Origin of the sequence: Corynebacterium nasicanis (assembly GCF_042658165.1) — a bacterium.
Classification (GTDB): Bacteria; Actinomycetota; Actinomycetes; order Mycobacteriales; family Mycobacteriaceae; genus Corynebacterium; species Corynebacterium nasicanis.
Genome location: NZ_JBHSQE010000003.1, coordinates 168,226 through 183,061 on the forward strand (window position 1 = coordinate 168,226; position 14,836 = coordinate 183,061).

Here is a 14,836-nt window from a genome sequence, read left to right on the forward strand (position 1 = left end):
GATGCTCGCCGGCCTGCTCAAGACGGCCGCCGCGGATCCGAAGCTCAAGGGCCTGGTGGCCAACCTCGGGGCGCCGCGCCTGCACCTGACGGGTGTGGATCAGGTGCGTCCCTGGGCCATCGGCACTCTCGCGCACCATGCCCCGGTGCTGGTGGTCACGGCCACGGGCCGGGAGGCGGAGGATCTCACCGCGGAGTTGCGCGCCATGCTGGGCGACAAGGTCGCCTGGTTCCCGTCCTGGGAGACGCTGCCGCACGAGCGGCTGTCCCCGGGGGTCGATACGGTGGGGCAGCGCGCCCGCGTCCTCGATCTGCTGGCCGCCGACCGCCTCCAGGTCGTCGTCACCGCCGCCCGCGGTTTCTGCCAGCCGTTGCTGCCCGCGGTGGAGGGCCGCGCGCCGATCCGCCTGCGCGCGGGCGCCGAGTACGACTTCACCGCCCTCGTCGAGCAGCTGGTGTTCCGCGCCTACAGTCACGTGGACATGGTGGCGCGGCGCGGGGAGTTCGCCACCCGCGGCGGCATCCTCGACATCTTCCCGACGACCGCCGAGCAGCCCGTCCGCGTCGAGTTCTGGGGCGATGAGGTCACCGAGATCCGCCAGTTCGCCGTCGCCGACCAGCGCACCATCCCCGAGGTCGAGGTGGGGGAGGTGGCGGTCTACCCGGCCCGCGAGCTGCCCATCACCGACGCCATCGCCGCGCGCGCCCGCGACCTGGCCGCGCAGTATCCGGGCAACGCGACGCTCGTGGAGCTGCTGAGCAAGATCGCGGACCGGATCCCGGCGGACGGCATGGAGGCGCTGATTCCGGCGCTCGTCGATACGCAGCCGGTGACCCTGCCGGACCTCATGCCCGACCGCTCGCACATCGTGCTGGTGGGGCCGGAGAAGATCCGCACCCGCATTGCCGACCTGGAGGCCACCGACGCGGAATTCCTCGCCGCCGGCTGGGAGGCCGCCGCCATGGGCGCGTCCGGGCCGGTCGCCGTCGCCGGGCTCGACCTGGCGGCCTCCTCCTACCGTTCCTATGAATCGCTGCAGGCCGGCACGGCGTGTCCGTGGTGGACGTTCTCGCCCACCGGCATGTTCGAGGCCGACGACGCCGACACCCTGCCCCTCGACTTCGAGCCCGGCCCCACCCCGCGCGGGGACGTCACGCAGATCGCCGGGATGATGAACCTGCTGCTCGCGCACACCACCTCAGGGGGGCGGGCCGCCTTCATCGCCCCGGCGCCGGGCGCGATCAAGCGCATGACCGAACGCTTCGCCGAGGCCGGGGTGCCCTCCCGCGTCGCGACGCCCGGGTGGGAACCCTCCGCCGGCGAGGTCACCCTCTACCAGGCGCTCAGCCACGCCGGCCTGGTGTTCCAGGATGTCGTGGTCATCACGGAGACCGACCTCACCGGCAACCGCGTCGGCGACATCGCCGGCGCCAAGCGACGCCCCGCGCGCCGCCGCCACCGCGTCGACCCGCTGGCGCTGAAGACGGGCGACTTCGTCGTCCACGAGACCCACGGCATCGGCCGTTTCCTCAAGATGGCGGAGCGGACGATCAACGCCGGGGACGAGACGTCGAGACGCGAGTACATCGTCCTCGAGTACGCGGCGTCGAAACGCGGCCAGCCCGCCGACCAGCTGTGGGTCCCCATGGACTCGCTCGACCTGCTGTCGAAGTACTCCGGCGGTGAATCGCCGACCCTGTCCAAGATGGGCGGCTCCGACTGGAAGAACACCAAGAAGAAGGCCCGCGCCGCCGTTCGGGAGATCGCCGGCGAGCTCGTCGAGCTCTACGCCAAGCGCCAGGCCGCCCCGGGGCACCCTTTTGCGCCGGACAGCCCGTGGCAGAAGGAGATGGAGGACAACTTCCCCTTCGTCGAGACCGAGGACCAGATGCTGGCCATCGACGCGGTGAAGGCCGACATGGAGTCGAATGTGCCCATGGACCGCGTCATCGTCGGTGACGTCGGCTACGGCAAGACCGAGGTCGCCGTGCGCGCGGCCTTCAAGGCGGTCCAGGACGGCCGGCAGGTTGCCGTGCTCGTGCCGACGACCCTGCTCGCCCAGCAGCACCTGTCCACCTTCGTCGAGCGCATGGCCGGTTTCCCCGTCACCGTGCGCGGCCTGTCCCGCTTCACCTCCACCGCCGAGTCGAAGGAGATCATCGCCGGGCTGGCCGACGGGTCGGTGGACATCGTCATCGGCACCCACCGGCTGCTGGCCACGGGCGTGCACTGGAAGAACCTCGGCCTCATCGTCGTCGACGAGGAGCAGCGCTTCGGCGTCGAACACAAGGAACACATCAAGGCCCTGCGCCACAACGTCGACGTGCTCACCATGTCCGCCACCCCCATCCCGCGCACCCTCGAGATGTCCATGGCCGGCATCCGCGAGATGACCACCATCCTCACCCCGCCGGAGGACCGCCACCCCGTCCTCACCTACGTCGGCGCGCAGGAGGACAAGCAGATCGCCGCGGCGATCCGTCGCGAGCTGCTTCGCGACGGCCAGGTGTTCTTCATCCACAACAAGGTCGCCGACATCGAGAAGAAGGCCCGCGAGCTGCGCGACCTCGTCCCCGAGGCCCGCATCGTCGTCGCCCACGGCCAGATGTCCGAGGAACTGCTGGAGAAGACCGTCCAGGGCTTCTGGGACCGCGACTTCGACGTCCTCGTCTGCACCACCATCGTCGAGACCGGCCTGGACATCGCCAACGCCAACACCCTCATCGTCGAGAACGCCCACCACATGGGCCTGTCCCAGCTGCACCAGCTGCGCGGGCGTGTCGGCCGCTCCCGCGAGCGCGGCTACGCCTACTTCCTCTACCCCAAGGGCGCGACCCTCACCGAGAACTCCTACGACCGCCTGGCCACCATCGCCCAGCACAACGACCTCGGCGCCGGTATGGCCGTGGCCATGAAGGACCTCGAGATGCGCGGCGCCGGCAACGTCCTCGGCGCCCAGCAGTCCGGGCACATCGCCGGCGTCGGCTTCGACCTCTACGTCCGCCTGGTGGGCGAGGCCGTCGATGCCTACAAGGCGCTGGCCTCCGGCCAGGTTCTCGACGCCACCGACCAGGGCCCCAAGGAAATCCGCATCGACCTGCCCGTCGACGCCCACATCCCCGAGTCCTACATCAACTCCGAACGCCTGCGCCTCGAGGTCTACCGCAAGCTCGCCGCCTCCACCTCGGAGACCGACCTGCGCCTGGCCGTCGAGGAGATGGAGGACCGCTACGGGCCCGTCCCCGAGGAGGTCTCCCGCCTGCTCGCCGTCGCCCGCCTGCGCCACCAGGCCCGCCGCGCCGGGATCTCCGAGATCATTGTCCAGGGCACCCGCATCAAGATCGGCTCCGTCGCGCTGCCGGATTCCAAGCAGGTCAGGCTGAAGCGCCTGTTCCCCGGGTCGACCTACCGCGCCGCCGCCCAGGCCATCCAGGTGTCCTTCCCCAAGGCCGGGCGCGGCGCCGGGCAGCCCAACCTGCGTGACCTGGAACTGCTGCAGTGGGTCGCCGACTTCCTGTCGAAGATGTTCGACGTCGAGGAGGTGGACGTCACGGGAGGGGAGCGCGCAGCGCAGGTCTATTCCGTGGCGGAAGTCAAGCGATAGAGCGACCGAAACCCCGGAATCTGTGGATAACCCGAGTTATCCACAGGCGGGCTCGGGCGCGTATCGACGCCCACCTCCCGAGCGCCTAACCTCCGGGGCATGAGAGCAGCCGAGATGATCTGCACCCTGGCCACCCAGGGCATGGAACTGCTGGAGGACATCGCCTCCGGTGAGTTCCGCAGCGGCGATTTCGGCCAGACCTCCTCGGTCGCCGGGTCGTGGGAGCGCCTCGCGGCCGTCTACTTCGGGGCCACCCGGCAGCGGAAGCTGCAGGCCGCGGCCGTCGCGGCGGGTCGCGGGCTGCCGGTGGCGGCGATCGAGAAGATCGAGCGGCACGTCCGCCGACTCTCCCGTAATGCCGCGATCTCCGCCTGGGAGATGCGGGTCGAACTGTGCGCCCTGCGCGGCACCGTCGACGACATCGACCGGGAGGCCGCCGCCCGCGTCCTCGCCCACAACCGGCAGGCACCCGGCTCCGACAACCGGGGACTGCGCGCCTTCCGCGGCGGCAAGAACACCGACGCCCAGGGCCTGTCGACCGCCACCCTCACCCTCCCGGCCCGCGACATGGCCACCTACAAGGCCCACCTCAAGGTCACCGCCGACGCGCTCCGCGCCGCCGACCCCACCCTGAGCTGGGAGCAAGCGATGGCCGACGCCGCCTACCAGCACGGCATCGGCGGAATCCGCGCCGGGGCCGTGCCCCCGCCCACGCCTTTCGCCGTGGTACCCGCCCCCGACTACGCCTCCTACTGGCGCGGCGAAGGCGGGGACACCGTCTTCGGCCTCAACGACGGGACGACCATCACCGGCCGCGACTGGGTCACCCAGGAACTGGCGAGCATCGGCCACGTCGGCATCTTCCACCCCGTCGACGGCCCCATCGACCTCTACCGCGAGAACCGCTTCGCCAACGAGAAACAACGCCTCCTCGCCATGGCGGAGAACCTCATCTGCCCCGTCCCGGGATGCACCACCGCGGCCTCCGAGTGCCAGATCCACCACCTCACCGCCTGGGAGGCCGGAGGGGAGACCAACAGCGCCAACCTCAGCGTGGCGTGCCGGGTGCACAACGGCCGCAACGATGACGACCCCGCCGCCCCACCCCGCAACGGCCGCCTGGTCCGGGAACCCGGCGGAATCGTGTTCCATCCACCCGACGGCGGGCCACCCCGCACCAACAAGCACCCCGTCCAGGCGTTGTCCGCGATGGCCCTGCTCAGCTGAGAGTTACTCGCCCAGCCCCGACTGCCCGACCGCGATCATGCGCTCGAGGGATTCGCGGGCGGCATCGGCGATGTCGGTGGGCACGTCGACCTCATCGACGCCCAGCGCCAGGGCACGCAGCAACGCGGCCGGGGTGATCATCTTCATGTAGGAGCAGGAGGCGCGCTCGTTGACCGGCTGGAAATCGATGTCCGGGGCGGTCTGGCGCAACTGATGCAGCATGCCGACCTCGGTGGCGACGAGGACGGTACCGGTCTGCTGGTTCTTGGCCTCGTCGAGCATCTGGCCGGTGGAGAGCATGTGGACGCGCTCGGCGTCGACCAGCCCCTCACCGGCGAGGTAGATCGCCGAGTTGGCGCAGCCGCACTCGGGGTGGATGTAGAGCTCGGCCTCGGGGTTCTCCTCGGTCTTGGCCACCAGGTCGGGGCCCGAAATACCGGCGTGGACGTGGCACTCACCGGCCCAGATGCGGATGTTGTCGCGGCCGGTCTCCCGCTTGACGTGCGCGCCGAGGAACTGGTCCGGGTTGAAGAGGATCTCCCGGTCGGCAGGCAGCGACTTCACGATGTCCACCGCGTTCGAGGAGGTGCAGCACACGTCGGTGAGCGCCTTCACCTCGGCGGTGGTGTTGACGTAGGAGACGACGAGAGCGTCGGGGTGCTCGGCCTTCCACTCGGTGAGCTGCTCGGCGGTGATGGAGTCGGCCAGGGAGCAGCCGGCCCTCTCGTCGGGGATGATGACGGTCTTCTCGGGTGAGAGGATCTTGGCGGACTCGGCCATGAAGTGGACGCCGCAGAAGATGATGACGTCCGCGTCGGTGTCGGCGGCGATCCGCGACAGGCCGAGGGAGTCGCCGGTGAAGTGGGCGATGTCCTGGATCTCGGGCAGCTGGTAGTTGTGGGCGAGGATGATGGCGTTGCGCTCGCGGGCCAGGCGGCGGACCTCGGAGGCCCACTCCTCGGTGGCCTCGATGCCGGTCCAGCCTGCGGGGCTTTCCGTGATCTGGTCGAGCAGGGGGGATGAGAGCTTGGTGGCCACGTCTTCTCCTTGGTTACCCGGTGTGTCTGGGGAAAGTATCGCAGACAGGCACGGATTCTCCGAACCCGGCTCTACTATGAAACGCATGACTGTCCTGCTTCTCGACGACCGCTGGCCCACCCTCATCCCCCTCGAGGCGATCGGGCGTCTGGGGGGTGCGGTGGAATTCACCGACGAGGTGCCGGTGATGGTGCGCTGGAACATCGACCGCCTCGTCGCCGGTGAGGGGCCGGGGGTGTTGGTGAGCACGGATGAGCGGGACCCGCGGGTCCGGGCGCGGGTGGAGCGCGGTGAGCCGGTGGTGGTCGCCGAGTCGCGCCGCGATCCTGTGCGCCGGGCGGTGCAGGCGATGGAGCGGGCGTGCGCGATAGGGGAGTGGGAGGCGGCGCAGTCGCACCGTTCGCTGCTGCCGTATCTGGCGGAGGAGGCGCAGGAGTTCGCCGATCAGGTGGTCGCGTGGGAGCGTGACGGCGACGAGCAGGCCCTGCTCGCCGAGTTGGGGGATGTGCTGCTGCAGGTGCTCTTTCACGCGGAGATCGCGTCCCGGCGGGGGGCGTTTGGTTTCGGTGAGGTGGCCGAGAGCTTCGTCGATAAGCTGCGGTCCCGCTCCCCGTACCTTTTCGACGGCACGACCGGGGTGGTCTCCGTCGAGGAGCAGGAGCGCCTGTGGGCGGTGGGGAAGGCGCGGGAGCGGGAGCTGCCGCGCTAGTTAGCGCCGCTGCAGGGTGCTGGACAGGTCCTGGAGCATGCCCTGGATGTTGTCGGCGTTGGGCAGGGAGCTGCCGGGGAAGATCTCGGGGTCGGCCTTGACGGTGCCGCAGGCGACGGCCTTGTCGGCGATCTGGTCGGCGAAGCGGGCGCTGACGAGGTAGGTGGTGGGGTCGGTGATGGTGAAGCCCTTGGCTCCGTCGCGGATCTGCTTGGCCAGTCCGGAGCGGGTGGTGTTGCCGTCGATGCGGAAGGCGCCCTTGAGGACGGGGTCGACGACGCGGCAGTCGGCGGTGGCGATGCCCTGGCTGACGATGCCGGCGATGTCCCCGAGCTGGGCGTGGGCGGCGGGGGCGAGGCCGACGAGTGCGATGCCGGCGGCGGCGACGGTGGCGAGGGTACGACGGAGCATGCGGGGGCCTTTCAGCGACGAGACAGTTACACCTGAGACAATACGTTATCTGTGGGGCTTGTGTGGCCAGAGTGACAACTTTCTGGTTCCGGGGGTGTGCCGTAGAATCGTGCCCCATGAAGAGAAGGGTGATGGGCTGTGGCCTCGGTGTGGTCCTGGCGATCATCATGGTCATCTCGCTCGTCGGGTGGGCCCTGTCCTTCCTCGACATCTCCAGCCCCACCCGGCAGCTGCAGCCGGTGCCGGACAACGTGCCCCCGGCCGGCGCCGCCGAGGTCCCGGGCATCGACGTCCACGGACCCGGGCGCACCTCCGACAAACTGGGCTTCTGGGCCGACCCGCTCGCCGAGGAGACCGGCATCCCGGCGGCGGCCGTCCGCGCCTACGGCAACGCCGAGCTCATCGCCCGCGACGCCTGGCCCTCCTGCCAGCTGCGCTGGAACACCCTGGCCGGGATCGGCTGGGTGGAGTCGCGCCACGGCACCTATTCGGGGGACTACTTCAACCGCAGCCGGATCAACGAGGACGGTTTCGCCGAGCCGCGGATCATCGGCATCCCGCTCGACGGCAGCCCGGGCTTCGCCGCGATCCCCGACACCGACGGGGGGCTTCTCGACGGCGACACGCAGTGGGACCGCGCGGTGGGCCCCATGCAGTTCATCCCGGAGTCGTGGAAGCGCTACGGGCGCGACGCCAACGGCGACGGGGTCGCCGACCCCCACCAGATCGACGACGCCGCGCTCGGTGCCGCCCACCTGCTCTGCGCCAACGGCGGTGACCTGGGGACCCCGGAGGGCTGGACGCGCGCGATCTACGCCTACAACCGTTCGGAGGAGTACCTCATCAACGTCCGCGACGCCGCCGGGTCCTACGCCCTCAATCAGCCGGCCCGCTGACGGCTACCCCTGAAACCACCTCTTTGGGTCCCGCGGCGTGTGGTTTTCTGGAACAATTGGGTCCGGACGCGTGACGTGCGCGCGCGACGATGACGAATTCACACCTTCAGATGGCTATAGGAGGCCCACAAGTGGCTGACATCATTCACGTTTTCGCCCGAGAGATCATGGATTCCCGCGGTAACCCGACCATCGAGGCAGGCGTCCTGCTCGATGACGGCACCCTCGCCACCGCCGGCGTCCCGTCCGGCGCCTCCACCGGCGTCCACGAAGCCCACGAGCTGCGCGACGGTGGCGACCGCTACCAGGGCAAGGGCGTGCTCAAGGCCGTCGAGAACGTCAACGAGGAGATCGCCGACGAGCTGGCCGGCTTCGAGGCCGACGACCAGCGCGCGATCGACCTGGCCATGATCAACCTCGACGGCACCGACAACAAGTCCCGCCTGGGCGCCAACGCCATCCTCGGCGTGTCCATGGCCGTGGCCCGTGCCGCCGCCGAGTCCGCCGGTCTGCCGCTCTACCGCTACGTCGGTGGCCCCAACGCCCACGTCCTGCCGGTGCCGATGATGAACATCCTCAACGGTGGCGCCCACGCCGACTCCGGCGTCGACGTCCAGGAGTTCATGATCGCCCCGATCGGCGCGGAGACCTTCGCCGAGGCCCTGCAGGTCGGCGCCGAGGTGTACCACACCCTCAAGTCCGTCATCAAGGAGAAGGGCCTGTCCACCGGCCTGGGCGACGAGGGCGGTTTCGCTCCCTCCGTCGAGTCCACCCGCGCGGCCCTGGACCTCATCGTCGAGGCCATCGAGAAGTCCGGCTACAAGCTGGGCGAGGATGTCGCGCTGGCGCTCGACGTCGCCTCCTCCGAGTTCTTCAAGGACGGCAAGTACCACTTCGAGGGCCAGGAGCTCTCCGCCGAGGAGATGTCCAAGGTCTACGAGGAGCTCATCAACGAGTACCCGATCGTCTCCATCGAGGATCCGCTGCAGGAGGACGACTGGGAGGGCTACGTCGCCCTCACCGCCGCCATCGGCGACAAGGTGCAGCTGGTCGGCGACGACTTCTTCGTCACCAACCCGGCCCGTCTGCAGGAGGGTATCGCCAAGAAGGCGGCCAACTCCATCCTGGTCAAGGTCAACCAGATCGGTACCCTCACCGAGACCTTCGACGCTGTCGACATGGCGCACCGCGCCGGCTACACCTCCATGATGTCCCACCGCTCCGGTGAGACCGAGGACACCACCATCGCCGACCTGGCCGTCGGCCTCAACTGCGGCCAGATCAAGACCGGTGCCCCGGCCCGTTCCGAGCGCGTGGCCAAGTACAACCAGCTGCTGCGCATCGAGCAGGAGCTGGGCGAGGCAGCCGTCTACGCCGGCCGCTCCGCCTTCCCGCGTTTCCAGAACTAGAACGCGAGCACCACACCAAGCCGACCCCCGCCGGGGTCGGCTTCGTGTTTTCTCGGCACGGTCGCGCAGGTGGGCTAAACTCGGAACCCATATGAACACCGAACCCACCCCCCGCTCCCGGCGCACCGTGCCCGTGGTCTCCCGCGCCCGGGAGGAGCAGCAGCCGAAGCCGCCGCGGCGGCCGAAGGTGCGTTTCAACACGGCGGAGTTCGGTGTGCTCGCGGCGGTGGCGATCATCATCATCGGTACCATCTGGGCGCCGACGAACAACTACTTCCAGGGCCGCTCGGAGATCAACCGGCTCAACGACTCCATCGCGGCGAAGCAGGCTGAGAAGGAACGCCTCCTCGAGGAGATCGACCGCTACGACGACGAAGCGTGGATCCGGGAGGAGGCGCGCCGCCGCCTCGGGCTCATCGAGCCGGGGGAGATCGCCTTCCGCGTCATCGACCCGAACATGGAGGCAGACCCCTCTGTGACCACCTCCGCGGAGTCCCTGCACCTGGACCTGGCGTGGTACGAGATCCTGTGGGCGTCGATCGCCACCCCGCCCGCCGATGACCCCGGAGGCGTCCTCGTGGAAGAATGATCGCCATGACTGTCAATGAAGCAGACCTGGCGAGCGTCGAGAAGCAGTTGGGGCGCGAACCCCGCGGCGTCCTCGCTGTGTCCTACCGCAGCCCGGACGGGCAGCCCGGGGTGGTCAAGACCGCCCCGCGGCTGCCGGACGGCACCCCTTTCCCCACCCTCTACTACCTCACCGACCCGCGCCTGACGGCCGAGGCCTCCCGCCTCGAGGTCGCCCACGTGATGAAGTGGATGGAGGAGCGCCTGGCCGCCGAGCCGGAGCTGCAGGCCGATTACGCCGCGGCGCACGAGCACTACCTCGCCGAGCGCAACGCCCTCGAGGACCTGGGCACCGATTTCAGCGGCGGGGGCATGCCCGACCGCGTGAAGTGTCTGCACGTGCTCATCGCCTACGCGCTGGCCGAGGGGCCGGAGCGGGTGCGTTTCGGCACCGAGGCCGTGGCCATCGCGGCCGACCGCGGCGGGCTGCGCGGCACCGCCCTCCCGCAGGACTGGCCGACGTGCGCGGAGCTGGGCTTCGATGCCCACCAGTTCGATGACCTCTACCAGGAGGCCGCCAAGTGACCCGCGTCGCCGCCGTCGACTGCGGCACCAACTCGATCCGCCTGCTCATCTGCGACATCGTCGGCGAGAGCACCCGCGAGATCACCCGCACGATGGAGATCGTGCGCCTCGGGCAGGGCGTCGACGCCACCGGCGAACTGGATCCCGCGGCCCTCGAGCGCACCCGGGCCGCCCTCGCCCGCTTCGTGGAGATCATGGAGTTCGAGCAGGTCAAGGCCGTCCGCATGGTGGCCACCTCGGCCACGCGCGACGCCTCGAACCGCGAGGACTTCTTCCGCATGACCGCCGAGCTGCTGGGTCGGATCACCCCGGGCGCGCAGGCCGAGGTCATCTCCGGCGAGGAGGAGGCCCTGCTCTCCTTCCGCGGCGCCATCACCGACCTCGACCCCTCCGGTGAGCCCTTCTGCGTCATCGACCTGGGCGGCGGCTCGACGGAGTTCATCGTCGGCACCGCGGACGGGGAGATCCTCGGAGCGCATTCGGCGCAGATGGGCTGCGTGCGCGTCACCGAGCGCATCATGCGTTCCGATCCGCCCACCGAGACCGAGACCGAGATCGCCATGGAGTTCATCGGCGAGCGGCTGGCCGACGTGGTCAAGATCGTGCCGGTGTCCCAGGCCCGCACCTTCGTCGGGGTGGCCGGGACCTTCACCACGCTCTCGGCGCTGGCCCAGGGCCTGGAGACCTACGATCCCCGCGAGATCCACGGCTCCGTGCTCAACTTCTCCGCCCTGCGCCTGCTCACCGCGGAGATCCGCCGCCAGTCCGCTGAGACCCGCGGCCTCAACCCCGTGGTGCACCCCGGGCGTGCCGACGTCCTCGGCGGGGGCAGCGCCGTGGTCGACGGGATCATGGACATGATCACCGCTCAGACGGGCGTGGACAGCTTCGTCATCAGTGAGAAGGACATCCTCGACGGGATCGTCGCCAGCCTGGGGGATCGCCTGCGGGCCTGAGCTATGTTCCTGCGTGCCTCGTGGGGCAGCGCCGTCCTCGGCGTCGCCGCCCTGCTCACCCCCTGGTTCGCCTACCCCGGCATCGTGTGCTGGTTCGTGGCTCTCGGCGCCGCCGCCCTCGACGGGGCGGGGGAGCGCCTCATCCTTCTCGGGCACGGCCTCAGCGGCCTCGGCCTGGTCGGCTGCTTCCTGGCGCTCGTGCTTATCGACGCCCCGGACGCCCTGCTCGCCGTCCCGCTCCTCTTCGGACTCGGGCAGGTGCCGGTGCTGTTCGCCCTGTTGCTTCGGTTAAGATGAACCACCCGCCCCCATAGCCCAACTGGCAGAGGCAGCCGACTTAAAATCGGCACAGTCTGGGTTCGAACCCCAGTGGGGGCACTTACATGGCTGCGACGAGCGCGCGCACCCGCGCCCCCTGCTCGGCGTCGGGCCCGTCGACCGGGATACCGGGTACGACGTCCTGGATGGGGATGGCGGTCACCGGCGCCGGGGGATGACCCAGCGCGGCGCGCCACTGCCCGATCTGGTGGGAGGAGGCGGCGTAGACGATGCGCCCCAGCCCCACCCAGCCGTGCGCGGCGGAGCACATCGCGCAGTGCTCCCCGGAGGTGTACACCACGGCGTGGGCGCGCCCCTCCGGGGTGAGGTTCTCCGCCGCCCAGCGGGCGATGGCGAATTCGGGGTGGCGGGTGGAGTCCCCGCCGGAGATGCGGTTGTGGTCGGCGAAGAGTTCGGTGCCGTCGGCCCCCACGAGGACGGAGCCGTAGGGCTCGTCCCCCGCTTGCAGAGCCTGTTCCGCCAGGTCAACGGCCCTGGCCAGCCATTCACGGTCCAGATCGGTGATCATGCACGCCAGCATAGACAGCACCGGCGCTGGCTGCTCATCCGCGGCTGACGCGGTCGATCTCCTCCTCGATGCTCGGCCACAGGCGGGTGAGGATGTCGTCCCAGGTGATGACGCCGACGACCTCACCGGGGGAGTCGGCGATGCCGTCCTCCGGCACGACGACGGCGACCTGCTCGTGATTGCCGCGCATGAGGTTGAGGGCCTCCGCCAGGGTGGTGGTCTGCGGCAGCAGGAGCGCGGGACGGGAGTAGGTGTCGGCGGGCTCCGCGGGGTCGGCGAGGAGGGTGTCGCGGACGTGGACGAGGTGCGGGGTGGACGCGGGGGCGTCGATAAGCACCCGCATGGAGCGCAGCTCCCGCGAGCGAGCGCGGACGTCGGCGACGGTCGCGGTGGCCGGCAGCGGCTCGCGCGGGGTGATGGCCTCGGCGACGGAGATGGATTCCAGGGCGATGAGCCCGGTGATCTGGGTGGCGGACATGTCGTCGAGGGCGCCGGTGTCGCGGGAGTGCTCGACGAGGTGGTGCAGTGTCGCGGCGTCGTAACCCTTGGCGGCGGCGCGCTCGACGGGCACCTCGCCGGCCCGGCGCACCAGGGCGTTGGCCATGGTGTTGATCCACTGCAGCAGCGGCCGGAAGAGGGTGATGAACACCCGCGCCGGCGCCGCGATGACCCGCACCGCGGTCTCCGGGTGCGCCAGGGCCCAGGACTTCGGCGCCATCTCGCCGATGACCAGGTGCAGGAAGGTGACGATGAACAGCGACACCGCAAACGACACCGCATACGCCGCGGCCCCGGGCAGGGCGCCGAAGGCGGGCTCGAGGAGCTGGTGGATCCACGGCTTGGTGATGGCGCCGAGGGCGAAGGTCGCCGCCGTGATGCCCAGCTGGGCTCCGGCGAGCATGAGCGTGAGCTCGTTGAGGCTGCGCAGCGCGGCGCGGGAGGAGGCGGAGGTCTCCGCGGTGTCCTCGAGGCGGTTGCGGCGCGCGGCCAGCAGCGAGAACTCGATGACCACGAAGAACGCGGACAACACGATGACCAGCACGGTCACCGGCAGGGCGACGTACCACTGCATCATTTCTTCTCCTCCTCGATGAGTTCGATGCGGACCTCCGACGGCACGTGGCGGTCCACCTCCTCCACGCTCATGCGCAGGCGGCGGGTGGGGGCGTCCTCGCCCTCGACGAAGTCCTCGGGCTCGGCCTCGAGCTCGATGATGTGGACCTCGCCCTCCTCGACCAGGCCGCCGGTGTGGGAGATGAGCAGGCCGGAGATCGTCTCGAAGTCGCCCTGCGGCAGGTCGTGGCCGATGGCGCGCTCGATCTCGTCGAGAGGGGTGTCCCCGTCGACGAGCCATTCGTCCTCATCGGTCTCGGTGATGTCCTCCGACATCTCGCCGTCGTGCTCGTCGGTGACGTCGCCGAGGATCTCCTCGGCGAGATCCTCGACGGTGACGATGCCGACGAAACCGCCGTACTCGTCGATGACGCCGGCCAGCTTCTGCTGCGCGTCATCGAGCTTCTCGACGACGTCCGGCAACGACATCAGCTCCGGCACCACGAGGATGTCCCGCATGATCTCGGTGACCGGGGCGGCGTCGGGAAGCTCGGTGTCCTGCACGTCGAGCAGGTGGACCAGGCCGACGGGGGTGTGTTCATCGTCGATGACCGGGTAGCGGGTGTGCGCCACGGCCATGAGCTGGCGGACCTCCCCGATGGTGGTCGCCGGGTCGACGACATCGGTGCGCGACCGCGGGATCATGGCGTGCTCGACGTCGTGCTCCGGGAAGTCCAGGAGACGATCGAGGACGAGGAAGGTCTGCTTGTCCAGCTCCCCGCTCTCCCGCGAGGAGGACACGATGTGCTCGAGGTCCTCGGCGGTGGCGGTGGAATCAATGTCCTCGACCGGCTCGATGCGCAGCAGGCGCAGCAGCGCGTTGGAGGAGACGTCGAAGAAGCGGATGAGCCAGCCGAAGAGCCCCAGGTAGATGTTCGTCGAACGGGCCAGGGCCCGGGAGGACTTCAGCGGCGCGGCGATGGTGTAGTTCTTCGGGAAGAGCTCGCCGAAGATCATCTGCACGACCGTCGAGATGACCAGCGCCAGCACCGTGCCCACGCCGACGGAGACCGCCACCGGCACGCCGACGCCGCCGAGCAGCACGCCCAGCGACTCGCCCACCAGGGGTTCCGCGATGAAACCCACCATGAGGCCGGTGACGGTGATCCCCAGCTGCGCGCCGGAGAGCATGAAGGAGGTGCGGTTGGTCACCTTGAGGGCCGCGGCGGCTTTCTCGTCGCCCGCGTCCGCCTGCGCCCGCAACTCGGTGCGGTCGACGGACATGAAGGCGAACTCCTGCGCCACGAAATAACCGTTGGCCACGATGATCAGACCGATGATGAGCATCCCCAGCACGAGGAGGGCGAGGGCGGTCAGCATGTGATCACCTGCCTCAGGCTGAGCTGGGACGATGCGGGTCTGTCAGGGGGAGGCTCCATCGTGGAGGCGGCCGCCTTTCGGGTTGGTGTGTCAAGAAACAGGGACAGTGTACAGGAACGGACACGGCGTCGGAATCATTTCCTCGCCCGGGGAA

The 14,836-nt window shown here is 69.6% G+C and carries 14 protein-coding genes and 1 tRNA gene; 10 read left to right on the forward strand and 5 right to left on the reverse strand.

Annotated features, from left to right (window positions below; translation table 11 throughout):
• The first annotated feature begins 1 nt into the window (after position 1).
• On the forward strand, positions 2–3,604 hold the full coding sequence (mfd, locus tag ACFPUZ_RS05365) for a transcription-repair coupling factor (protein ID WP_377000948.1): 3,603 nt from the start codon (positions 2–4) through the stop codon (positions 3,602–3,604).
• Between the two features lie 99 nt (positions 3,605–3,703).
• Positions 3,704–4,831 (forward strand): HNH endonuclease signature motif containing protein, encoded by a 1,128-nt coding sequence (locus ACFPUZ_RS05370; RefSeq protein ID WP_377000621.1) that lies wholly within the window; start codon positions 3,704–3,706, stop codon positions 4,829–4,831.
• A 3-nt stretch (positions 4,832–4,834) separates the two neighbouring features.
• On the opposite strand, the gene nadA is transcribed toward ACFPUZ_RS05370, so the two are convergent.
• Complete coding sequence (gene nadA, locus ACFPUZ_RS05375; RefSeq protein WP_377000623.1) at positions 4,835–5,869, reverse strand: quinolinate synthase NadA; 1,035 nt, start codon at positions 5,867–5,869, stop codon at positions 4,835–4,837.
• Between the two features lie 85 nt (positions 5,870–5,954).
• On the opposite strand from nadA, the gene ACFPUZ_RS05380 reads away from it, so the two are divergent.
• A complete protein-coding gene (locus ACFPUZ_RS05380; protein ID WP_377000624.1) occupies positions 5,955–6,578 on the forward strand; it encodes a MazG nucleotide pyrophosphohydrolase domain-containing protein in 624 nt (207 codons plus the stop codon).
• Here ACFPUZ_RS05380 and ACFPUZ_RS05385 read toward each other — a convergent pair whose 3' ends face one another.
• A complete protein-coding gene (locus tag ACFPUZ_RS05385; RefSeq protein ID WP_377000626.1) occupies positions 6,579–6,989 on the reverse strand; it encodes a hypothetical protein in 411 nt (136 codons plus the stop codon).
• 131 nt (positions 6,990–7,120) lie between these two features.
• Here ACFPUZ_RS05385 and ACFPUZ_RS05390 point away from each other — a divergent pair, with 131 nt between their 5' ends.
• The 7 genes from ACFPUZ_RS05390 to ACFPUZ_RS05420 all read left to right on the forward strand — a co-directional run bounded on the left by ACFPUZ_RS05390 (position 7,121) and on the right by ACFPUZ_RS05420 (position 11,780).
• Positions 7,121–7,885, forward strand: coding sequence for a lytic transglycosylase domain-containing protein (locus ACFPUZ_RS05390; protein ID WP_377000949.1), 765 nt, complete (start codon positions 7,121–7,123; stop codon positions 7,883–7,885).
• Positions 7,886–8,016: 131 nt separating this feature from the next.
• The gene (gene eno / locus ACFPUZ_RS05395; protein ID WP_377000628.1) at positions 8,017–9,294 is read left to right on the forward strand and encodes a phosphopyruvate hydratase; all 1,278 of its coding nucleotides are present in this window, start codon (positions 8,017–8,019) and stop codon (positions 9,292–9,294) included.
• A gap of 91 nt (positions 9,295–9,385) precedes the next feature.
• On the forward strand, positions 9,386–9,883 hold the full coding sequence (locus ACFPUZ_RS05400; protein ID WP_377000630.1) for an FtsB family cell division protein: 498 nt from the start codon (positions 9,386–9,388) through the stop codon (positions 9,881–9,883).
• Between the two features lie 5 nt (positions 9,884–9,888).
• Positions 9,889–10,446, forward strand: a complete 558-nt coding sequence (locus tag ACFPUZ_RS05405) for a DUF501 domain-containing protein (protein ID WP_377000632.1) — start codon at positions 9,889–9,891, stop codon at positions 10,444–10,446.
• Positions 10,443–11,402, forward strand: coding sequence for a Ppx/GppA phosphatase family protein (locus ACFPUZ_RS05410; protein WP_377000634.1), 960 nt, complete (start codon positions 10,443–10,445; stop codon positions 11,400–11,402). Before ACFPUZ_RS05405 ends, ACFPUZ_RS05410 begins: the two co-directional genes overlap by 4 nt.
• Before the next feature lie 3 nt (positions 11,403–11,405).
• Positions 11,406–11,699, forward strand: a complete 294-nt coding sequence (locus ACFPUZ_RS05415; protein WP_377000636.1) for a hypothetical protein — start codon at positions 11,406–11,408, stop codon at positions 11,697–11,699.
• Between the two features lie 7 nt (positions 11,700–11,706).
• Positions 11,707–11,780: transfer RNA gene (locus ACFPUZ_RS05420), tRNA-Leu, on the forward strand.
• Between the two features lies 1 nt (position 11,781).
• Here the strand turns inward: ACFPUZ_RS05420 and ACFPUZ_RS05425 are convergent.
• Genes ACFPUZ_RS05425 through ACFPUZ_RS05435 form a run of 3 tightly spaced genes read right to left on the reverse strand, consistent with a single transcriptional unit; the run spans position 11,782 to position 14,682 of the window.
• Positions 11,782–12,249: a nucleoside deaminase gene (locus tag ACFPUZ_RS05425; protein WP_377000638.1), complete on the reverse strand. Its 468-nt coding sequence runs from the start codon at positions 12,247–12,249 to the stop codon at positions 11,782–11,784.
• Positions 12,250–12,283: 34 nt separating this feature from the next.
• The gene (locus ACFPUZ_RS05430; protein ID WP_377000640.1) at positions 12,284–13,324 is read right to left on the reverse strand and encodes a CNNM domain-containing protein; all 1,041 of its coding nucleotides are present in this window, start codon (positions 13,322–13,324) and stop codon (positions 12,284–12,286) included.
• Positions 13,321–14,682, reverse strand: a complete 1,362-nt coding sequence (locus tag ACFPUZ_RS05435) for a hemolysin family protein (RefSeq protein ID WP_377000642.1) — start codon at positions 14,680–14,682, stop codon at positions 13,321–13,323. Before ACFPUZ_RS05435 ends, ACFPUZ_RS05430 begins: the two co-directional genes overlap by 4 nt.
• Between the last annotated feature and the right edge of the window lie 154 nt (positions 14,683–14,836).